This is a genomic window from Actinoplanes sp. NPDC023936, assembly GCF_040639325.1.
Taxonomy (GTDB): Bacteria; Actinomycetota; Actinomycetes; order Mycobacteriales; family Micromonosporaceae; genus Actinoplanes.
Genome location: NZ_JBEZZR010000006.1, coordinates 88826 through 108304 on the forward strand (window position 1 = coordinate 88826; position 19479 = coordinate 108304).

Sequence of the window (19479 nt, forward strand, 5' to 3'; positions counted from 1 at the left end):
GTCGCGCGGGTGCGGGAGGATGGACGAATGCGGATCGTGGTCCTTACCGGGGGGATCGGCGGCGCCCGGTTCCTCCTCGGCGTGCGCGCGCACGCCCGCGCCATCGGCGCCGAAGTAACCGCCGTGGTCAATGTCGGCGACGACGTACGCATGCACGGCCTGCAGATCTGCCCCGATCTGGACAGCGTCATGTACACGCTGGGCGGCGCGGCCGACCCGGAACGCGGCTGGGGCCGGGTCGGCGAGACCTGGGTCGTCAAGGAGGAGCTGGCGAAGTACGGCGTGGAGCCGTCCTGGTTCGGGCTGGGTGACAAGGACACCGCCACGCACCTGGTGCGCACCACGATGCTGAACGCCGGTTACCCGCTCTCCGCGGTGACCGCCGCCCTCTGCGAGCGCTGGCAGCCCGGCATCACCATGCTCCCGGCCACCGACGACCGCCTGGAGACGCACGTGGTCGTCGATCTCGACGGGGAGCGCAAGGCGATCCACTTCCAGGAGTGGTGGGTGCGGTACCGGGGTGAGGTGCCGACGCACAACTTCGTCTTCCGGGGCGCGGACGCCGCCAAGCCCGGCGCCGGCGTGCTGGACGCGGTGGGAGCGGCGGACGTCGTCCTGGTCGCCCCGAGCAATCCGGTGGTCAGCATCGCGCCCATTCTGGCCGTACCCGCGCTGAAGGAGGCCGTGGCGAACGGCCCGGCGCCGGTGATCGGGGTGTCGCCGATCATCGGTGGGTCGCCGGTGCGCGGGATGGCCGACAAGTGCCTGAACACGCTCGGTGTCGAGGTGAGCGCGGCGGGTGTCGGCCGGATGTACGGCCCCCGCGCCGACGGCGGCCTGCTGGACGGCTGGCTGGTCGACACGACCGACGACGGCGTGCAGATCCCGGGCCTGCGCACCAGGGCCGTGCCGCTCTGGATGTCCGACGAGCAGGCCACCGCGAAGATGGTCGCGGATGCCCTGGAGCTGGCCCGATGACTCTGGAGATCCGTCCGGTGCACGGCATCGGAGACGTGACCGCCGGTGACGATCTCGCCGAGCTGATCACCAAGGCCGCGCCGTGGCTCGCCGACGGCGATGTCCTCGTGGTGACCAGCAAGATCGTGTCGAAGGCGGAGGGCCGCCTGGTCGAAGTGCCGGCCGACGGGCCGGACCGTGAGGAGGCCCGGCAGCGGGTGCTCGCCGGCGAGACCGCCCGGGTGGTGGCCCGGCGTGGACCCACCACGATCGTGCAGACCCACCACGGCTTCGTGATGGCCGCGGCCGGCATCGACGCCTCCAACGTCGACAAGACCCACCTGGTGCTGCTGCCGGCCGACCCGGACGCGTCGGCCCGGGCGCTGCGTGACGGGCTGCGGGCCAGGAATCTCGACGTCGCGGTGATCATCTCCGACACCATGGGCCGGGCCTGGCGCAACGGGCTCACCGATGTGGCGCTCGGCGCGGCCGGCATCGAGGCGCTCCGTGATCATCGGGGCGAGATCGACCCGTACGGCAACGAGCTGACCCTCACCCAGATGGCCGTGATCGACGAGCTCGCCGCCGCCGCAGAGCTGGTCAAGGGGAAGTCCGACCGGGTGCCGGTCGCTGTCGTCCGTGGTTATCCGCGGACCGTGCACAGCGACCGGGGCGCCCGGGAGCTGGTCCGGGACACCGCGAGCGACATGTTCAGCCTGGGCACCGCGGAGGCGCGCGAGCAGGGTCTGCGCGACGCCGCACGGCTCTCCCCCGAGTCCGCCGACGCCGACGTCGCCCGGTTCGTCGCCGCACGAACCGGCGCGTTGCGCCTCACCCCCGCCGGTCCGGCTCCGGCGGATCTCCTCCGCCTGGGTGCCAAGGCCCAGGGGGTACGGGTGAGCCTCGCGGCCGCCGGACTCCGGAGCACCGTGGACTTCGACGACGAGGGAGTCACCGTGACCATCATCGAGGGAGACCTGTGAGCACGCCGCTCTACGAGGACGCCGTCCGGGTGCTGACCGGCTGGACCGCCACGTCGGAGGACGCCGAACTGGCACGCAAGCGCACCCTGGCGCTGCTCGCCGACGGCCCGGACGCGATGACCCGCGCGCACCGCGCCGGTCACGTCACGGCCAGCGCGCTCGTCGTCGACGACGCCGGCCGGGTGCTGCTCTGCCTGCACGGGCGGCTCGGCATGTGGATGCAGCTCGGCGGGCACTGCGAGGCCGGCGACACCACCCTGGCCGCCGCCGCGCTGCGCGAGGCCACCGAGGAGTCCGGCATCGCCGGGCTGGTCCTCGACCCGGAGCCGATCGACATCGACGTCCACGAGGTGCGGTGCGGCGCCGCCGACGGCGCGCCCGCCGAGCCGTCGGTCCACTTCGACGTGCGGTTCCTGCTGCGCAGCCCGGCCGGCGCCACCGAGCGGATCAGCGAGGAGTCCGCCGATCTCGCCTGGTTCACGCCGGACGCGCTGCCGAGTCCGCTCGCCTCCGGGACCGTGCGCCAGATCGCGCCGGCTCTGGCCCGGCTCTCTCAGATGTAACCGTGGTGGCCGAGCTCCTTGAGCTCGTCCACCAGGTGCTTGACCTCCTGGGCCCGCTCGCGGGGGCAGACCAGCACCGCGTCCGGGGTGTCCACGATGATCAGGTCGCGGACGCCCAGGGCGGCCACCAGCCGGCCCGAGGACGGCAGCACGACCAGGTTCTCGGCCTCGCGCAGCAGCACGGTGGGACGCTCCGGCTCGCCGCCCTGGCCGACCACGACGTTGCCGGCCGGATCGGCGGTCAGCACCTCGCCGAGGGTGTGGAAGTCGCCGACGTCGTTCCAGCCGAAGTCGCCGGGAATGGTGCCGACCCGGCCGGCCGTGGCCGCGCCCTCCATCACCGCGTAGTCCACCGAGATCCGCGGCAGGGTCGGCCAGACCTCGCCGAGCACCTCCTCGCGGGCGGGCGTGTCCCACGCCTGCGCGATCCGGCTCACCCCGGACGCGAGCTGCGGCTGCTGCCGGGACAGCTCGGCGAGGAACGCGTCCACCCGCCAGACGAACATGCCGGCGTTCCACAGGTAGTTGCCGGATTTCACGTAGCTCTCGGCCACCTCGTAGGACGGTTTCTCCTTGAACTCCTCGACGCGCAGGAGCGGGCCCTCGTCCGCCTCGCCGCCGCACTGGAGGTAGCCGTACCCGGTCTCCGGGCGTGTCGGGGTGATCCCGAGGGTCATCAACAGGCCCTGGCGGGCGCCGACCATCGCCTTGCGGATCACCGAGGCGAACTCGGCCGTGTCGGCGATCAGGTGGTCGGAGGCGAACGAACCCATGATGGCTTCCGGGTCGCGCCGGGCGATGACGGCGGCGGCCAGGGCGATCGCCGCGCACGAGTCGCGCGGCGAGGGCTCGACCAGAACGTTCTCCTCCGGCACGGAGGAGAGCTGGCGGGAGACCGCCGCGGCGTGTGCCACGCCGGTCACCACAAACGTCCGATCGGGTGACGTCAGCGTGTCCAGCCGGTCCACCGTGGCCTGCAACAACGAGGCCGTGGTGCCGGTCAGAGGATGCAAGAACTTGGGATGACCGGCGCGCGACAGTGGCCAGAGACGGGTTCCGGTGCCCCCTGCCAGCACCACGCCGTACAGCACAGCCTGTTCGTCAATCATGAGCGGAGAGTCTAGTGGCCATCAGGCGGCGACCCGGTTCCACGTTGTCACGTGCACCTCCGCGCTGGACGCCCAGGTGAACTCTTTCGCCCGGTCGAAACCGGCCTTCGCGAGAGCCTGCCGGCGCTGCTCGTCGTGCAGCAGATCGGCCAGATCCTCGGCGATCCGCTCCGGGAGCTCGGTCGTGTACGCCACCGCGTCCCCGCCCACCTCGGGCAGCGAGAGCCGGGGCGTGGTCAGCACCGGGGCGCCACAGGCCATCGCCTCGAGGATCGGCAGCCCGAAACCTTCACCGAAAGATGGGTAACAGGCCACCAGCGCGCCACCCAGGAAGCCGGGCAGATCCGCGTAACGCAGGTAGCCCGGGCGGAGCAGGCGTAGGTGCGGCGGCACCTCGGCGACCGCCCGATCGATGTCGTCGTCGTGTCCCTGACCGCCGGCGATCACCAGGGCCGGCGGGTGCGGCCAGTCGGCGACCGCGCGGGCCCAGCCCCGGATCAGGTTCGGCACGTTCTTCCGGGGCTCCTTGGCGCCGAGGAACGCGACGTAACCGGAGTCGCCGAGGCCGAGGCGGGCCCGGACCCGGGCCTTCTCCTCCTCGGTCGGCCGGTGGAACGCGGCCTGGTCGACACCGTGGTAGGCCACGTCGATCCGGGTCGGGTCCGCGTCGAGCAGGCGGATCAGCTCGTCCCGGGTGGCCTTGCTCGGCACGATCACCCGCGCGGCCCGCCGCAGCGACGTCTTGATCGCGCTGCGGAAGAAGGTCCGCTTCGTGTTGTCGTAGTGCTCCGGCTCGGTGAAGAACGTCGCGTCGTGCACGGTGACCGTCACCGGGGAGCCGGCCCGGAGCGGGCACGTGTAGAACGGCGAGTGCAGCACCTCGGCGCCGACCTGCTGGGCGAGCAGCGGAAGACCGGTCTGCTCCCAGGCCAGACGGGCCGGGCGGTGCACGATCGCGGCCGGTCCGGGGAGCACCTCGGCCTCGGGCAGCATGCGGCGGTAACGCTCCGCATCCGAGCGCTGAGCCACGACCGCGAGGTTCACACGGTCGGCGCTGAGCTGCCCGAGCGCGCCGAGCAATCCGTCGACGTATCTGCCGACACCGCCTCTGTCGGCGGGCACACTTGTGGCGTCGACCAGCACTCGCGGGGGGCGACCGGGGGTCACGAGGCATCTCCTTGGCGTCTCCGGGGTACCGATGACAGACGTACCGATGGCATCTGAAGTCGAGGGTACGCCCGGAAGGCTTCGAGAAAGTGTCCGCGACACCGCGAGATCGTGGTCGTTCCAATGCCGTCACGGACAGTGATCCATCTATCGTGAAGCCGGTGACGAACACAATCCCGCAGGCGTTCGCGGCCGCAGTCCGGAAAGACTCTGCCGCTCCCCTGCTGACCTGGTACGACGACGCCACCGGAGACCGCACCGAACTCTCCGGGGCGACCCTGGACAACTGGGTCTCGAAAACGGCGAACCTGCTGGTCGACGGTGTCGGCCTGGGCCACGGCGACACGGTGGCGCTGGTTCTCCCGCCACACTGGCAGACCGCGGCGCTGCTGCTCGGCGTCTCCGTCGCCGGTCTCGCCGCCGACCTGGGCGAGGAGCCGCAGCCGGTGGAGGCCGTCTTCACCACACCCGAGCTGGTCGAACGGGCCGCCGCCTGGTCCGGTCACGACAGATACGCGACAGGCCTGCTGCCGCTCGCGATGCCGCTGCGCACCCTGCCGGACGGGTATGCCGACTACGTCACCGAGGTCCGCAACTACGGCGACTTCTTCCGCGGCACGCCGGTCGCCCCCGCGGATCTGGCCCTCGGGGGCCCGTACGAGCTGAGTCACGCCGACGTGATCGAGAGCGCCACCGAGCGGGCCGCCCAGCTCGGCATCACCGCGGGTGACCGGGTGCTGATCGACACAGCGATCCACCCGGCGCCGGCCGACTGGCTGCTCGCGCCACTGGTCGCCGGCGCCTCGGTGGTGCTCTGCGCCAACCTGGACCGGTCCAAGCTCGAGTCGCGGAGCACCGCCGAGAAGGTGACCGTCACTCTCGCTTAGCGGCCAGGTCGGCGAACGCGGTCAGCGACTCGGGATTGGCGAGAGCCCCCTTGGCCGCCGCCGACTCGACGGGAGTGCCGGTGAGGATCCGCTTCACCGGCACTTCCAGCTTCTTTCCGGAGAGGGTGTGCGGCACGGCGCGTACCTGATAGGCGGCATCGGGCACGTGCCGGGGCGAGAGCGCGGCACGCAGCTCTCGCGCGATCCGGCCGCGCAGGGCGTCGTCCAGCTCGATCCCCTCGGTGAGCACCACGAAGAGCAGCAGCTCGCCGTTCGGGTCGTCCGGCTTGTCCAGGTGCACGACGAGCGAGTCGACCACCTCGGGCAGGCTCTCCACCACCGAGTAGAACTCCGCGGTGCCCAGGCGCACCCCGCCCCGGTTCAGCGTCGCGTCCGACCGGCCGGTGATCACACAGGAGCCGTCGGAGGCAATGGTGATCCAGTCGCCGTGCCGCCAGATGCCCGGGAACACGTCGAAGTACGCCTCCCGGTAGCGCGAGCCGTCGGCGTCGCCCCAGAACCCGACCGGCATGCTCGGCATCGGCGCGGTGATCACGAGTTCGCCCAGCTCGCCGATGACCGGATTGCCGCCTGCGTCGTAGGCCTCCACCCGGGCGCCGAGGATTCGTCCGGCGATCACTCCGGCCCGGACCGGCAGCAGCGGCGATCCGCCGACGAACCCGGTGCACACGTCGGTGCCGCCGGAGAGCGAGAGCAGTTGCAGATCGCTGCCGACCGCTTCGTAGACCCAGGCGAAGCCCTCGGCGGGCAGCGGCGCGCCGGTCGAGCCGACGCCCTTGAGCCGCTTGCGCGGGGTCAGCCCGGCCTTGCGGCAGGCCATCAGGAACGGCGCCGAGGTGCCGAAGTAGGTGATCCCGGCGGTGTCCACCAGGTCCCAGAGCGCGTTCAGGTCGGGCCAGCCGGGGTTGCCGTCGAACAGCACGATCGACGCGCCGACCAGCGGGCCGCTGACCAGGAAGTTCCACATCATCCAGCCGGTCGTGGTGAACCAGAAGAAGCGGTCGTCCGGGCCCAGGTCGTGGTGCAGGGCGAGGGTCTTCAGGTGCTCCAGCAGGATCCCGCCGTGCCCGTGCACGATCGGTTTCGGCAGGCCGGTGGTGCCGGAGCTGTAGAGCACGTAGAGCGGGTGATCGAACGGGACCGGCTCGAACTCCAGCGGATCGTCGCCGTCCAGCTGGTCCCAGTCCCCACCGGCTTCCAGGTATCCGATGGTGATCACGTGCTCGATCGACGGGATGGCCGCCGCGATATCCGCTGTCTCGGCCCTTCTGCTGATCGCCTTGTCCCCGTAGCGATAGCCGTCCGTCGCCACCAGCACCTTCGGCTCGATCTGGCTCCACCGGTCGATCACGCTCCGGACGCCGAACTCCGGCGCGCAGGACGAGAAGATCGCGCCGAGACTCGCTGTCGCGAGCATCAGCACGTAGGTCTCCGGGATGTTCGGCGCGTAGGCCGCGACCCGGTCACCCTTGCCGACACCCCGGGCCTTCAGCCCGGCACGGACGCGGCGGACCTGATCGCGCAGCTGCCGGGCGGTCAGCCGGACCGGCTCACGACTGTGCGAGTACGCGTGGACGACGGTCTCGTCATCGGTCCGGCCGGGAATCCGCAGCAGGTTCTCCGCATAGTTCAGCGTCGCGCCCGGGAACCACCGCGCACCGGGCATGGCCGCGTCACCGAGCACGGCCTCCGGCGGATCGTGGGCCACCACCTCGAAGTAGTCCCAGATCGACTGCCAGAAGCCGGTCAGGTCGGTGACCGACCACTCCCAGAGCGCCGCGTAATCGGCGAAGACCAGGCCGCGCTCGGTCTCCAGCCAGGTCAGGTAACGGCCGATCCGGGACGTCTGGAGGACATCGGCCGGCGGCTCCCACAACACTGTGTCAGGCGTCACCGTCATGCCGGACACCTTAACGCTCCGCACGCCCTCAGATACGGATCAGTTGATCATGTTGCGCGGTCGCCCGATAGACGCCGGCTCCGATCACCAGACAGGCCGGCGCTGGTCAGGACTCGTCGTGCTCGGCGCGGGCCTTCTGGATGGCGGTCCGCCGGGCCAGCCGGTGGTCGCGCCGGATCATCGCCTCCTGGAACCGGCGGCGGTCCTCGGCGTCACCGGGGAGCACCGGCGGGACCCGGCGCGGACGGCCCGCCACGTCGATCCCGACGAACACCAGATAGGCGGTCGCCACCGGGATCGGCGTCGGCTCCACCGCGTCCCACCGCTCGGCCGTCACCCGGACGCCGACCTCCATCGAGCTCGACCCGGCCCAGTTCACCTGGGCGTACGCGTGAACCAGATCACCCACCCGGACCGGCTCCAAGAAGACGATCTCGTCGATCGCCGCGGTGACGGCCGTCCCGCCGCTGTGCCGTGCCGCGCTCGCCCCGGCCACGTCATCCACGAACTTCATCAGCACACCGCCGTGCACCGTGCCGTATAGATTTACGTCGACCGCAGACATGATCCGGCTGAGAGTGACACGCGAGTGCGCGGTAGGGCGTCCCTGTTCCATGCCGGTACGGTACGACGGCGTTCGCGGACGTTTGCCCGATCGGGGTAGCGTGCCGGATCATGCGCCACCTCAGGTCGATTCTGTATGCACTCGTGCTGGCCCCGTCCATCTGGATCCTGGCCGGTGTCGGTTTCACCGACGACCTGAGCAGTCGCGGCCGTGACTTCTTCGCCGCCGAGTCGGTCAGTGGTCTGCTGCTCGTGCTCTTCGCCGGCATCCTCTACGCGATCCTCACGTTCGCCCCGGTCTCCCCGGCCGGGCCGGTGCTGGCCGGCGTGGCCTACCTGGGCGTCACGATCTGGGCGTGGAACTCGCCCGCGGCGTACGCGGCGCTGTGGTCCCCCGAGGTCTCGAAGGAGGGCTTCGACCTGAGCCGTCCCGGCTACGGCCTGGCCGCCCTCCTGGCGATCCCGCTGATCGGCACCGCGCTGAGTGCCCGCCGCTGGGCGCGGTACGAACCGCCGGTCCTGCCGATCATCGGTGAGATCGGCCGTTTCCGGGGCAAGGCGACCGTCTCCACCGCGCCGCTGTCGATCGCCGAGACGACAGTGATCCGCCCTGGCCGCCCGGCCTCGGAGGCGGACCGGACCGTGGCCGTCCCGGCCGCCGACCACACCGTCGCGTTCCCGACGAACGACCGCACCGTCGCGTTCCCGACCAACGACCGGACCGTGGCGATCCGCGGGGCGGAGAAGACCGTCGCTGTCACCGACGCCGACAAGACCGCCATGGTCGCCACCCCGAAGCCGACCGTCACGGCGCCCAGCGAGGACCGGACCATGGTCTTCCCGGCCGTGACCGCCGAGAAGACCGAGCCGGTGACCGCCAGCAAGACCGAGCCCGTGACTCCCGCCAAGACCGAACCGGTGACCGCCGGCAAGACCGAGCCCGTGACTCCCGCCAAGGCCGAGCCGGTGAGCTCCGGCAAGACCGAGCCGGTGAGCCCCGGTTCGGATGACGAGGAGACTCACCGGCTGGACAAGGACATGGTCACCAAGGAGAAGGCCGCCCGGCAGGAGCCGACCGCGCTCATCCCGGCCCAGCGCACTCCCCCGAAGTCCGAGTCCTGACGACCGGGCCTCAGACGCTCTCGACGCGGCGGGCGAACACCGCCGCCGCGGCCGCCCCGACGCACAGCACCGAGCACATCAGCCACACCACGACATAGGCGCCCTCGGTGGGCGTACTGTCGCTGCCCTGCACCAACGCGGCCAGAATGGCCGCCACCACCGCGCCCGCGACCGCGCCGCCCAGGGTCTTGACGTTGTTGTAGAGCGCGGTCGTGATCCCGGTCCGGGACGCGTCGGCGGTCTCCGCGATCACCGTGGGCATCGCGCCGAGCGCCACACCCGCGGCCAGGCCGACCGGCACCTTGAAGAGCAGCAGCTGCCACAGCTGGTCGTGGAAGAGCGCCTGTGCCAGGAATGTCACGGCGATCGTGAGGAACGCGGCGATCAGGGTCGGCCGGTACCCGAAACGGCCGGCGATCACCGCTGTCAGGTTGGAACCGACCACCGCGGCGATCGCGGCCGGCAGGGCGACCAGCGAGATCTGCAACGCGGTGAAGCCGAAGCCGTACCCGGCATCGGCCCGGTCCGCGGCGAGGAACGTGGAGTCCGGCGCCTGGCTGCCGAAATAGACGATGCCGAAGACGAACGAGCAGAGGAAGAACGGCGCGACGTGCCGGCCGGCCAGCGCCCGCAGGTCGACGAGCGGTTCCGTGGTGCGCAGCTCCAGCACGATCCAGCCGGCGAAACCGGCGAGCCCGGCCAGCGCCAGCGCGGCGCCGGTGACCGCCGATGAGCTGAGCAGCGAGATGCCGGAGAGCAGCGCCACCATCGAGGCGCTGAGCACCGCGACACCGGGGACGTCCAGCTTGCCGGTGGCCAGCTGCGCGGTCTCCGGCACCGCGAGGAACGACACCGGCACGCAGATCACCGCGAGGACCGCGGGGATCAGCAGGGTCAGCCGGGCGTCGCCGATCACTTGGTAGAGACCGGCGGTGATCACGCCGCCGAGCAGTCCGCCGAGCGCGAGCGCGCCGACCAGCCGGGCGATGGCGCGCCGGGCCAGCTCGACCGGGAGGCGGTCGCGGACCAGGGCGATCTCCAGGGGCAGCAGCGCGGCCAGCGGGCCGAGCAGGGCCCGGCCGGCCAGCAGGACCGCCAGGTTCGGGGCGATCACGACCAGGACGCTGCCGACCGCCACGCAGGCCAGGGCGACACGCAGCATGCGGCGGTGGCCGTAGAGGTCGCCGAGCCGCCCGAACGCCGGCACCGAGACCGCCGCGGTGAGCAGCTGGACCGAGATCACCCAGTTCAGGTTGGCGTCCGAGATGTTCATCTCGGTGCCGAGGTCGGGCAGCAGCGGCGCCACCCCGCCCTGGATGAAGCCACTGGTGATCTCGAAGAGGACCAGCAGGCCGACGACGGCCGAGACCTTCTGCGGCTTGTCCAGCACGGCGGTCACGACGCGGCCTGCTTCAGGCGTGCGGCAGCGAGCGAGGCGAGGGCGACGGCGGCCTCCGGCACGGCACGGTCGTCGAACACCGCCTGCGGCGCGTGGTTCATCGGCGCGGAGGCCGGGTCGGTGCCCGGCGGCACGGCGCCGAGCATCAGGTACGCCCCCGGCACCTCGTCGAGCACGAAGGAGAAGTCCTCGGAACCGGCGAGCGGCCGCGGCGCCAGGAAGACCCGCTGCTCGCCGAAGGTGTCCCGCACGGTGCGGTACATGAAGTCGGCCTCGGTCGCGTCGTTCACGGTGACCGGGTAGTTCTCCTGGTAGTCGATCTCCACCTGGACTCCGTGCGCGTCCGCCACGCCCTTGACCACGCGTTCGAACCCGGCTCGGATCGCGGTGTGGGTGGCGGCCGAGAAGGTCCGTACCGTCGCCTGGAACGTGCCGCTCTCCGGGATCACGTTGTTCGCCGAACCGGCGTGGATCGAGCCGACCGAGAGCACGGCCGGGTCCCACGCGTCGGCGGTGCGGGTCACCATGGTCTGCAGCGTGGTGACCATCTCGCAGAGCGCCGGCACCGGGTCGACGGCCAGGTGGGGCGAGGAGCCGTGCCCGCCCTTCCCGGTGACCGTGACGGTGACCGTGTCGGAGGCCGCCAGCACGGTGCCGGCCCGGGTGGCGAACACTCCGAGCGGCAGGGCGGTGGCCGCCACGTGCAGGGCGTACGCCGCGACGACACGGGAACCGGCGGCGTCCAGCACACCCTCGTCAATCATGATCTTGGCGCCGCGCTGGCCCTCCTCGCCCGGCTGGAACATGAACACCACGTCGCCGTCGAGCTCGTCGCGGCGGGACGCGAGCAGGTGCGCGGCCCCGACCAGACCGGCGGTGTGCAGGTCGTGACCGCAGGCGTGCATCACGCCGGCGATCTCGGAGGCGTACCCGATCCCGCTCTCCTCCTGGACCGGGAGGGCGTCCATGTCGCCGCGCAACAGCACGGCCGGGCCGGGGCGGCCGCCGCGCAGCACCGCGGTGACCGAGGTGAGGCTCGTGCCGCGGGTGATCTCCAGCGGCAGTCCGTCCAGGGCGGCGAGGACCTTCGCCTGGGTCAGCGGAAGGTCGAGGCCCAGCTCAGGCTCACGGTGCAGCGCCTGGCGGAGCGAGATCAGACGTTCCGCGAACGGAAGCGCGTCGGAGGAGGTGAACATGCCGGTATGGTCACCAGAATGAACGCTGTGGCGCGGAAATTGCAGAGATCCGCCGTCAATGACCAGTGAGACGCCGGAAACGCTCACCCTGGACGAGCTGGACTACCAACTCCTGACCGCCCTGCAACTCGCGCCCCGCGCCGACTGGCAGCGGATCGGCGCCGCGCTCGGTGTGGACGCCTCGACCGCGGCCCGGCGGTGGAACCGGCTCTTCCGGTCCGGGCACGCCTGGATCAGCTGCATGCCGGCCCAGTTCGCGCTGCAGTCCGTGGTGCTCGCGGTGATCGAGGTGGACTGCGTGGCCGGTCGGCTGCCCGAGGTGGCGGCCGGGCTCGCCGACGACGTCCACATCGTCACCCTGGAACACGTGACCGGGGCGCGGGACCTGCTGATCCAGGCCGCCTTCGTCGACCACGTGCAGCTCGGCCGCTACCTGAGCCTGCGGCTCGGCACGTTTCCCGGAGTGGCCGCGTCGCGTACCCAGATCGCGCTGACCGTGCACATCGAGGGCAGCCGGTGGCGGCTCGACCGGCTCAGCGACGCGGCACGGCAGTCACTCGCCGAAGGCCGTCCGGCGGCGGTCCGGCCCGCTCACGTCCTCGGCGACGAGGACGTGCGCCTCATGCAGGTGCTGAGCGAGGACCCGCGGCAACCGGCGGTACGGATCGCCGAACGGACCGGGTTGAGCCCGACGACGGTCCGGCGGCGCCTGGACCGGCTCGATGCGGAACGCTCCATCGCGTACCGATGCGAAGTCGCTCGTTATGTGTCCGGATATCCGATCTCGGTGTCGATCTGGTGCACGCTCCCGGCCGCCGACACCGGGCGGGTGGTGAGCAAGCTGAGCGGGATGCGGGAGACCCGGTTCTGCGCCACGCTCTCCGGCTCGGCGAACCTGATCCTGGTGGTCTGGCTGCGGTCGGTGCAGGAGGTCGCCGCGTTCGAGGCGCGGCTGTCGGTGCAGGTGCCGGAGCTGCGGATCATCGACCGGGCGGTGGCGCTCTGGGTGATGAAGCTCGGCGGCCACCTGCTGGATCCGCTCGGGCGCAAGCTGAGGACCGTACCCCTGGGGTTTTGGAACGACCCGGAGTCCGACGCTGCCGAAGGCGAGCTTTTGGCCCGCCTCCGGCAGGTGGTCGACTGACCGCCCCTACCCGGTCAGCCGGAGGTGGTCCACAGTAAACGCCTGACGCTCACTTGAGCACCCATTTCTGGTTGGCTCCACTGCCGCAGGTCCAGATGCGGTGACGCGTCGCGGCGCTGTTTCCTCGCCTGTTTCATCGTCGGGTCATAGATGGTGATACCTGGGTACTAGGGGTTTGACAGCTCTCCGGACCGACGAGCATCGACCCACCGCCTTCCTACCTTCCCGGTCATGAATCGACTGTGGATGGTCTCGTTGCTCCTCCTCGCCGTGCCGGCGCTGTGGCTCGCCGGGCCGACCGTCGCGGCCGAGCCGGCGCCTCTCCGCTATCTCGCCGACCCCGTCCCCGACCCGGCCGGCCGACGGCTCCTCGCCGTGGAACCGACCGGCGACGGCCGGATCGTCGAGGTGCTGGGCGACCTCGCGACGGCCCGCCGGGCGGCGATCCTGATCCCCGGCGTGGACACCACGATGTCCAATTTCGACAGCGGTCTCGGTGGCGTGATCTCCCGGGCGCCGGCCTGGCAGGCGCGGCAACTGCACGCGGCGCTCGCGCCGGGCGCGCCGGTCGCGGTGATCGCCTGGCTGGGCTACGACCCACCCGAGGGGGTACGCCGTGACGCGCTCCGCGAGGATCGGGCGGCAACCGGCGCCCTGGCCCTGGAACGTTTCGTCGCCTGGCTGGTCCAGGACCACCCGGACCTGGAGATCACCCTGATCGGCCACAGCTACGGCTCGATCGTGGCCGCCCGCGCCGCCGCGAACCTGCCACCCCAGGTCACCGACATCGTTGCGATCGGCAGCCCCGGCATGGGCGTCGCCAGCCGCGCCGCGCTGCGCACCGAGGCCCGGGTCTGGGCGGGCAGCGCACCGGACGACTGGACCCGCCGCCTACCCGGAGTCCGCATCCTCGGCGTCGGCCACGGCCGCCTCCCGATCGACAGGGAATTCGGCGCGCAGCCTCTGCCCTGCTCCGACGTCGAAGGCCACGACGGCTATTTCCGGCCCGGAACGTCGTCGCTGCGGGCAATGGCCGCGATAACCGGCACGCTCAGAACACCGGCCCCGGAAACGACCGAATCCGAACGTGCTCGCGGCTGAACCGCCGGAGCAGTGACAGCAAGCCCGGTACCGGGCTGAAGGGGCGCCCGGCCGCCGGACCGTGCTTCGGGCCTCCCCCGGCGCACCCGCGCCGGGCGGTATATCGTCGGATCGGTGGCGGTGTGTCCCATCGCCTCTCGCTGCTCCAGACCCCGGTGGCGCGCCATCCCAGCGAGGTGCCCCTGGAGTAACCGTGACTGTCGTCATCCGCCGCCCCCATCCACCGCCTGGTCCTCGATCAGGTGACACGACGTCCTCCGGCGGTGGGCGGTGACCGCCGTGGAGGGGCGCGGGCGGACCCTGCCACTTCAGCCGCCGTACCTGGTCACCACGGTGACCAACCGCCGCGGGGTGTCGGTCGGTGTCACCGCCGACGCGAGCAGCACCGTGGTGGAGATGAAGGTGCACGGCCCATGGTCACAGCACCTCGGCAACCAGGTCACCAGCGGTCTGCGGCTCTGCCTGGCCGGGCCTTCGGAAGCGCTCATCATCGATCTGCACGACGTCGCCGATCCGCACGGGACGAGTCTGCCGTTCTGGTTGGCCGCGCAGCGCACGGCACGAGACGGGCCGTCGCCGGTACACCTGGCGCTCTGCGTGCCACCGTCGGCGATGCTGGGGCACCGGTTACGTCATCACGACGGCAACCCGCCGCTGCTGTTCGCCACGATGACGGAGGCGCGCATCGCGATCGGCGGCAGGCTGGCGCGCAACCACCGCTGGCAGACCCGGCTGGCGCCGCACCCCACCTCCGTACCGGTGGCCCGTGAGCTGGTTAAACAGGCATGTGAGGCCTGGCAGCTGTTAGATTTGCGGCATGACGCCGTACTGATCATGTCGGAGCTGTCCAGCAACGCGGTGGAGCATGCCGGCACCGAATTCGTGATCACCGTGTCCCGGCGCGGCAGCGATCTGCACCTGGCCGTCCGGGACAGCGACACCCGCTATCCGCACCTGGATGAGTCCGCGCCCGGCGGCCCGCAGCTCCCGCTCTCCGAGCGAGGCCGGGGCCTGCGGCTGGTCCACGCGACCGCCGCCGGGTGGGGAGCCATGCCGGCCCACGGTGGCAAGGTCGTCTGGGCAACCCTGTCCGGTGATCCGGGCGGATAACGGCGTACGACAGGCGCCATGAGCCATCCGGTCCCGCTCTCGCTCACGCCCAGCCCGGTGCAAGGCGAGAGGTGTTCCGTGGGAGAAGGTTAGGCATGAGCGTCCACGTGTTACTGGCTTTCGTCCTTGCCGCCGTCGCCGTGGTCGTGTCGGTGCGCTGGGTGGCGAACCGGACCGGCCTTCCGGCCGCCGCGCTGTTGCCGATCATCGGCTTCGGATACGCGTTGCTGCCCGGACCCAACGTCTCGCTCGACCCGGACATCGTCCTGACGTTCGTGCTGCCGCCGCTGCTCTACAGCGCGGCCCTGGATTCCTCGCTCCTCGGAATCCGCCGCAACCTGCGTACGGTGGTCAGCCTGTCGGTCTTCCTGGTGTTGCTCACCGCCGTGATGATCGGCCTGGGGTTCGCGTGGTTCGTCGCCGGCGCAACCTTGGCCGCCGGCATCGCGGTCGGTGCGGCGGTGGCGCCACCGGACCCGGTGGCAGCGCTGGGGGTCGGCCGCAAGGCCGGGTTGCCGCCGCGGATCGTCACCCTGATCCAGGGTGAGGGACTGCTCAACGACGCCACCGCCCTCACCATCCTGAGCGTCGCCGTCGCGGCGGCCGTGGACGGGAACTTCTCCGCGCCGGCCGCGCTCGGCCGGTTCGTGATCGCCGCGGTGGGCGGGGTGGCCGTCGGCGCGCTGATGGCCTTCGCGGTCCGCCTGCTGTCCCGGCCGATGAGCGGTGACCCGATCATGGCCAACGCGGTCTCGCTCAGTGTCCCGTTCGCGGCCTACCTGATCGGCGAGCAGATCCATGTCTCCGGTGTGCTGGCAGTCGTCGTGGCCGGGCTGATCGTCGGGCACCACACGCCGCGATCGGCCTCCGGCGCGGGCCGCCTCCAGACCAGCGCGGTATGGCGGCTGGTCGACTTCCTGCTCGAAGGCTTCGTCTTCCTGTTGATCGGTCAGCAATTGCCCGCGGTCGTGCGCGGCCTCGGGCAGTACGAGACGTCCACCATCGTGATCGCCGTCGCGATCACTGTCGGTTCCGTCCTGCTGCTGCGTCCGCTGTGGTTGCTGCTCACCCAGTCACTGCCGCGTTCCCTGCACACCTGGCTGGGCGGCGACAGGTCGGACGGCAACGCCGAAACGGATGACGGGGAGCCGCTGACCGGCCGGGAGGTCGTCGCGCTGAGCTGGGCGGGCACGCGCGGAGTGATCAGCCTTGCGGCGATCTTCACGCTGCCGCTGGTCACCGACAGCGGAGAGCCGTTCCCGGACCGGGACCTGCTGCTGTTCTGCACGTTCGTGGTCGTGCTCGTCACCCTGGTCGGCCAGGGTCTCACCTTCGGTCCGCTCGTCCGGGCGCTCGGGCTGAGCGCGAACGACAACGACAAGGCGCGGCTGCGCAACGAGGCGCGTTCGGCCTCGGTCGAGGCCGCGCTGGTCGCGCTCGACGATCTGGAGGCACAGGAGAACGACGACATCCAGGCCCACGTGATCGAGACGATGCGCGGCCAGCTGCGCACCCGGCTGGCCCGATACCGCAGCCGGGTCGCGCTGCTGCAGAGCAGCGACCCGGACAGCTTGCCGGTGTCGCCGCTGTACGAGGCCGGGTTGCACGTTCGCCGGGTAGCGCTCGACGCCCAGCGGGAGGAACTGCTGCGGTGGCGGGATTCCGGCCGGCTCCCGGACGAGGGTCTGCGTGTGCTGGAACGCGAACTGGACCACGAGGAGCGCCTGCTTCCCGACCGGCCGGTGCAGCGGTAGGGCGCCGATCAGCCGCCGCTCTCGATGCCGGCGAGCAGCTCAGGTGTGCGGCGTTCGTCGCCGGCGTCCGCCGCCGCGGTCAAGGCGGCGTCGGCCGAGCGCCGGCTCGCGCCGGACGGGACGACCAGGAGATCGAAGCGGTCACGCCCGAAGTCGCTCATGACGGTGACCAGCCCGGCCGGCTGGGAGGTGTACCACCCGAGCCGTGCCGCCGAGCGGCCCGCCGCCGCCCGCGGAAGATGCGGCAGGTCCCATTCGGCGGGGTTGAGCAGCAGATGCGTGATCTCCCCCCGGAGATCGGACAGCGCTTCCACCAGCGCGGGGAGCTCGGTTGTCGCGTCGGTCGAGCGAGGCCACCAGGCCCCGTCGAGAACGGTGGTCCGGGAGGGATGCGGGTCCAGGCGCAGTCGTGCGGCGCCGGCGTTCCGGTCCATGAGGGTGCCTTCCTGTCGGCGACATCCGCGTCATCAAGGGGTGGGCGCGGTGCGCTCGCCGGGAGACGCCGAGAAGGCCGGGTGTCACTGAACCCTACGCTCGTTCACGCCGTTTGCTCGCCGCGCGACGCGGGTATCGTTCAGGCAACGGCTGTCCAGACTCCCGCAGCCTTCGTCATCAGCCTTTGCTCACCCACACGTCGCATCGTGTCCGGGGAGCACATCGAGGGAGTCGCGCGATGAGCGTCCCTGTTCCTGTCTCCGTTTCCGCCGATTCACGGCGATCTGATTCCGCCACGACGTCCGCCACGGAACGACCGCGCCCAGCCGGCAGCGACTTCGCCGCGCTGAACCGGCGCATCACCGAGGCCGGGCTGCTCGAACGGCTACCGGCCTACTACGCCGTGCGGATCACTGTCGTCGCCGCGATGTTCGCCGCGGCCTGGGCAGCGGTCCCGATCCTCGGCTCGTCGTGGTGGCAGCTCGCCGTCGCCGCGCTTCTGGGCGTCGTGTTCTCGCAGGTGGCGCTGCTGGCGCACGACGTGGCACACCGCCAGGTCTTCCGTACGCGGAGGACCAGCGAACTGGTCGGCCGGACGGTGGCCAACGCCGGGATCGGCATGAGTTACGGGTGGTGGATGGAGAAGCACACCCGGCACCACAACAACCCCAACCACGATGACCTCGACCCGGACGTACAGCCGGAGGTGCTGATCTGGGCGACCGAGTCGGCGGTCGGCCGGCGCGGGCTGAAGGGCTTCATCAATCGTCACCAGGCGGGCCTGTTCTTCCCGTTGCTGACGCTGCTCAGCATCGACCTGCGGATCTCCAGCATCAAGGCGCTCCGGCGTCCCGGCATGAAGCACCGCGGCCTGGAAGCCGGTCTGATGGCGCTGCACCTGGTGGCGTACGTGACGGTCCTTCTCGTGGTTCTGTCCCCGCTGCAGGCGCTCGCCTTCTTCGCCGTGCATCACGCGGTGTTCGGGGTGTACCTCGGCATGACGTTCGCGCCGAACCACAAGGGGATGCCGCATCCGACCGGGGACGAGGACTACCTGCGCAAACAGGTGCTGACCGCGCGCAACGTCACCGGTGGCTGGCTCACCGACACGGCCCTGGGGGGCCTGAACCACCAGATCGAGCACCACCTGTTCCCGGCGATGCCCGCCCCCAACCTGCGCAAGGCTCGACCGATCGTCAAGGCGTACTGCGCACAGGTCGGCGTCGCCTACGAGGAGACGAGCCTGGTCGAGTCGTACCGGCAGGCGCTGCGCCACCTGCACGAGGTGGGCGCCCCGTTGCGCGCGAGCAGGACGTGACGCTCAGGGCCGCGTCAGGTCCGGCAGGGCGGCCAGGTCGGTGACGATCAGCTCGGCCACCTCGGTCAGGCGCCGGTTGTTGTTCCGGGCATAGGCACGGATCCGGCGGAACGCCTCGTCGACGCTGATCCCGTGGACCTGAGCGATGGCGCCCTTGGCCTGCTCGATGATGATCCGGCTGTTCAGGGCGCCCTGCAGTTGCTCGGTCAGCGCCTCGCTACGGCGGATCGCGCGTTCCTGCATCAGGCCGATGGTCGCGATGTCGGCGAGCGCCTGCATGATCGGAACATCGGCCGGGTCGAAGACTCCGCCGGTGGAGCTGCCGAAGATGTTCAGGGCGCCGATCACCTGCGTACGCAGCCGGAGCGGAAACGCGTGCACGGATCGGAAACCGGCATCGGTCGCCCGGGGCGCGAAACGCGGCCAGCGGTCCGTCGCCGACGCGAGGTCGACATTGACGATCGATCGCCCGGTCCGGAACGCCTCCAGGCAGGGACCCTGGTCGTTCTGCAGCTGGAACAGCTCCACCAGTCGGACGTTCTCGTCCGAGCCCGCCATGAACTCCAGCCGCCCTCGCTCGTCGGCCAGCATCAGTCCGGCCGCGGCCGCGTCGACCAGGCTCTGGGCCCGGTCGGTGACCATGTGCAGGAAATCGAGGAGGTCGAATTCGTCCACCAGGGTATCGGCGGCCTCCACGAAGATCGTCGCGAGCCGCTCAGTCGAAACGCTGCTCATGATCTGCCTCCCGG

The 19479-nt window shown here is 71.0% G+C and carries 18 protein-coding genes; 10 read left to right on the forward strand and 8 right to left on the reverse strand.

Going from position 1 to position 19479, the window contains the following annotated elements:
* Window positions 1-27: 27 nt before the first annotated feature.
* The 3 genes from cofD to AB0F72_RS10745 are packed head-to-tail and all read left to right on the forward strand — an operon-like array spanning window position 28 to window position 2503.
* On the forward strand, window positions 28-978 hold the full coding sequence (gene cofD / locus AB0F72_RS10735) for a 2-phospho-L-lactate transferase (RefSeq protein WP_360428605.1): 951 nt from the start codon (window positions 28-30) through the stop codon (window positions 976-978).
* A complete protein-coding gene (locus AB0F72_RS10740) occupies window positions 975-1940 on the forward strand; it encodes a coenzyme F420-0:L-glutamate ligase (RefSeq protein WP_360428608.1) in 966 nt (321 codons plus the stop codon). Before cofD ends, AB0F72_RS10740 begins: the two co-directional genes overlap by 4 nt.
* Window positions 1937-2503, forward strand: a complete 567-nt coding sequence (locus tag AB0F72_RS10745; protein WP_360428611.1) for an NUDIX hydrolase — start codon at window positions 1937-1939, stop codon at window positions 2501-2503. Before AB0F72_RS10740 ends, AB0F72_RS10745 begins: the two co-directional genes overlap by 4 nt.
* On the opposite strand, the gene AB0F72_RS10750 is transcribed toward AB0F72_RS10745, so the two are convergent.
* Window positions 2494-3594 carry a sugar phosphate nucleotidyltransferase gene (locus AB0F72_RS10750; RefSeq protein ID WP_360429283.1) on the reverse strand — a complete coding sequence of 367 codons (1101 nt, stop codon included), beginning with the start codon at window positions 3592-3594 and terminating at the stop codon, window positions 2494-2496. The genes AB0F72_RS10745 and AB0F72_RS10750 overlap by 10 nt on opposite strands.
* 39 nt (window positions 3595-3633) lie before the next feature.
* Window positions 3634-4779 (reverse strand): glycosyltransferase family 1 protein, encoded by a 1146-nt coding sequence (locus AB0F72_RS10755; RefSeq protein ID WP_360428614.1) that lies wholly within the window; start codon window positions 4777-4779, stop codon window positions 3634-3636.
* Window positions 4780-4940: 161 nt separating this feature from the next.
* On the opposite strand from AB0F72_RS10755, the gene AB0F72_RS10760 reads away from it, so the two are divergent.
* On the forward strand, window positions 4941-5666 hold the full coding sequence (locus tag AB0F72_RS10760) for a TIGR03089 family protein (protein ID WP_360428617.1): 726 nt from the start codon (window positions 4941-4943) through the stop codon (window positions 5664-5666).
* On the opposite strand, the gene AB0F72_RS10765 is transcribed toward AB0F72_RS10760, so the two are convergent.
* Together AB0F72_RS10765 and AB0F72_RS10770 are read right to left on the reverse strand one after the other, a co-directional pair.
* The gene (locus AB0F72_RS10765) at window positions 5653-7587 is read right to left on the reverse strand and encodes an acetoacetate--CoA ligase (RefSeq protein ID WP_360428620.1); all 1935 of its coding nucleotides are present in this window, start codon (window positions 7585-7587) and stop codon (window positions 5653-5655) included. The two genes, AB0F72_RS10760 and AB0F72_RS10765, sit on opposite strands and share 14 nt — an antisense overlap.
* A gap of 106 nt (window positions 7588-7693) precedes the next feature.
* Entirely contained in the window at window positions 7694-8203 is a 510-nt protein-coding gene (locus AB0F72_RS10770) for an acyl-CoA thioesterase (protein WP_360428623.1), read from the reverse strand.
* A 59-nt stretch (window positions 8204-8262) separates the two neighbouring features.
* On the opposite strand from AB0F72_RS10770, the gene AB0F72_RS10775 reads away from it, so the two are divergent.
* Window positions 8263-9273: a hypothetical protein gene (locus AB0F72_RS10775; RefSeq protein ID WP_360428626.1), complete on the forward strand. Its 1011-nt coding sequence runs from the start codon at window positions 8263-8265 to the stop codon at window positions 9271-9273.
* Window positions 9274-9283: 10 nt separating this feature from the next.
* On the opposite strand, the gene AB0F72_RS10780 is transcribed toward AB0F72_RS10775, so the two are convergent.
* Both AB0F72_RS10780 and AB0F72_RS10785 read right to left on the reverse strand, forming a co-directional pair.
* On the reverse strand, window positions 9284-10672 hold the full coding sequence (locus AB0F72_RS10780; RefSeq protein ID WP_360428629.1) for an MFS transporter: 1389 nt from the start codon (window positions 10670-10672) through the stop codon (window positions 9284-9286).
* Window positions 10669-11868 carry a M20 family metallopeptidase gene (locus AB0F72_RS10785; RefSeq protein WP_360428632.1) on the reverse strand — a complete coding sequence of 400 codons (1200 nt, stop codon included), beginning with the start codon at window positions 11866-11868 and terminating at the stop codon, window positions 10669-10671. Before AB0F72_RS10785 ends, AB0F72_RS10780 begins: the two co-directional genes overlap by 4 nt.
* A gap of 58 nt (window positions 11869-11926) precedes the next feature.
* Here AB0F72_RS10785 and AB0F72_RS10790 point away from each other — a divergent pair, with 58 nt between their 5' ends.
* The 4 genes from AB0F72_RS10790 to AB0F72_RS10805 all read left to right on the forward strand — a co-directional run bounded on the left by AB0F72_RS10790 (window position 11927) and on the right by AB0F72_RS10805 (window position 16977).
* Window positions 11927-13012: an Lrp/AsnC family transcriptional regulator gene (locus AB0F72_RS10790; protein ID WP_360428635.1), complete on the forward strand. Its 1086-nt coding sequence runs from the start codon at window positions 11927-11929 to the stop codon at window positions 13010-13012.
* Between the two features lie 231 nt (window positions 13013-13243).
* Window positions 13244-14113: an alpha/beta fold hydrolase gene (locus AB0F72_RS10795; RefSeq protein ID WP_360428638.1), complete on the forward strand. Its 870-nt coding sequence runs from the start codon at window positions 13244-13246 to the stop codon at window positions 14111-14113.
* Window positions 14114-14383: 270 nt separating this feature from the next.
* On the forward strand, window positions 14384-15223 hold the full coding sequence (locus tag AB0F72_RS10800; RefSeq protein ID WP_360428640.1) for an ATP-binding protein: 840 nt from the start codon (window positions 14384-14386) through the stop codon (window positions 15221-15223).
* Between the two features lie 95 nt (window positions 15224-15318).
* Window positions 15319-16977 (forward strand): Na+/H+ antiporter, encoded by a 1659-nt coding sequence (locus AB0F72_RS10805; protein WP_360428643.1) that lies wholly within the window; start codon window positions 15319-15321, stop codon window positions 16975-16977.
* Window positions 16978-16985: 8 nt separating this feature from the next.
* Here the strand turns inward: AB0F72_RS10805 and AB0F72_RS10810 are convergent, their stop codons facing one another.
* Entirely contained in the window at window positions 16986-17411 is a 426-nt protein-coding gene (locus AB0F72_RS10810; protein ID WP_360428645.1) for a DUF5994 family protein, read from the reverse strand.
* Between the two features lie 239 nt (window positions 17412-17650).
* Between AB0F72_RS10810 and AB0F72_RS10815 the strand changes: the two genes are divergently transcribed.
* A complete protein-coding gene (locus tag AB0F72_RS10815) occupies window positions 17651-18730 on the forward strand; it encodes an acyl-CoA desaturase (protein WP_360428648.1) in 1080 nt (359 codons plus the stop codon).
* Window positions 18731-18733: 3 nt separating this feature from the next.
* On the opposite strand, the gene AB0F72_RS10820 is transcribed toward AB0F72_RS10815, so the two are convergent.
* Window positions 18734-19465 carry a GAF and ANTAR domain-containing protein gene (locus AB0F72_RS10820; RefSeq protein WP_360428651.1) on the reverse strand — a complete coding sequence of 244 codons (732 nt, stop codon included), beginning with the start codon at window positions 19463-19465 and terminating at the stop codon, window positions 18734-18736.
* Window positions 19466-19479 lie beyond the last annotated feature (14 nt).

What these genes read in the sequence shown, in the direction of transcription:
- cofD (WP_360428605.1), top strand. Translation starts at nt 28, where the DNA reads ATGCGGATCGTGGTCCTTACCGGGGGGATCGGCGGCGCCCGGTTCCTC.
- AB0F72_RS10740 (WP_360428608.1), top strand. Translation starts at nt 975, where the DNA reads ATGACTCTGGAGATCCGTCCGGTGCACGGCATCGGAGACGTGACCGCC.
- AB0F72_RS10765 (WP_360428620.1), bottom strand. Translation starts at nt 7,587, where the DNA reads ATGACGGTGACGCCTGACACAGTGTTGTGGGAGCCGCCGGCCGATGTC.
- AB0F72_RS10770 (WP_360428623.1), bottom strand. Translation starts at nt 8,203, where the DNA reads ATGGAACAGGGACGCCCTACCGCGCACTCGCGTGTCACTCTCAGCCGG.
- AB0F72_RS10775 (WP_360428626.1), top strand. Translation starts at nt 8,263, where the DNA reads ATGCGCCACCTCAGGTCGATTCTGTATGCACTCGTGCTGGCCCCGTCC.
- AB0F72_RS10785 (WP_360428632.1), bottom strand. Translation starts at nt 11,868, where the DNA reads ATGTTCACCTCCTCCGACGCGCTTCCGTTCGCGGAACGTCTGATCTCG.
- AB0F72_RS10790 (WP_360428635.1), top strand. Translation starts at nt 11,927, where the DNA reads ATGACCAGTGAGACGCCGGAAACGCTCACCCTGGACGAGCTGGACTAC.
- AB0F72_RS10795 (WP_360428638.1), top strand. Translation starts at nt 13,244, where the DNA reads ATGAATCGACTGTGGATGGTCTCGTTGCTCCTCCTCGCCGTGCCGGCG.
- AB0F72_RS10805 (WP_360428643.1), top strand. Translation starts at nt 15,319, where the DNA reads ATGAGCGTCCACGTGTTACTGGCTTTCGTCCTTGCCGCCGTCGCCGTG.
- AB0F72_RS10810 (WP_360428645.1), bottom strand. Translation starts at nt 17,411, where the DNA reads ATGGACCGGAACGCCGGCGCCGCACGACTGCGCCTGGACCCGCATCCC.
- AB0F72_RS10815 (WP_360428648.1), top strand. Translation starts at nt 17,651, where the DNA reads ATGAGCGTCCCTGTTCCTGTCTCCGTTTCCGCCGATTCACGGCGATCT.
- AB0F72_RS10820 (WP_360428651.1), bottom strand. Translation starts at nt 19,465, where the DNA reads ATGAGCAGCGTTTCGACTGAGCGGCTCGCGACGATCTTCGTGGAGGCC.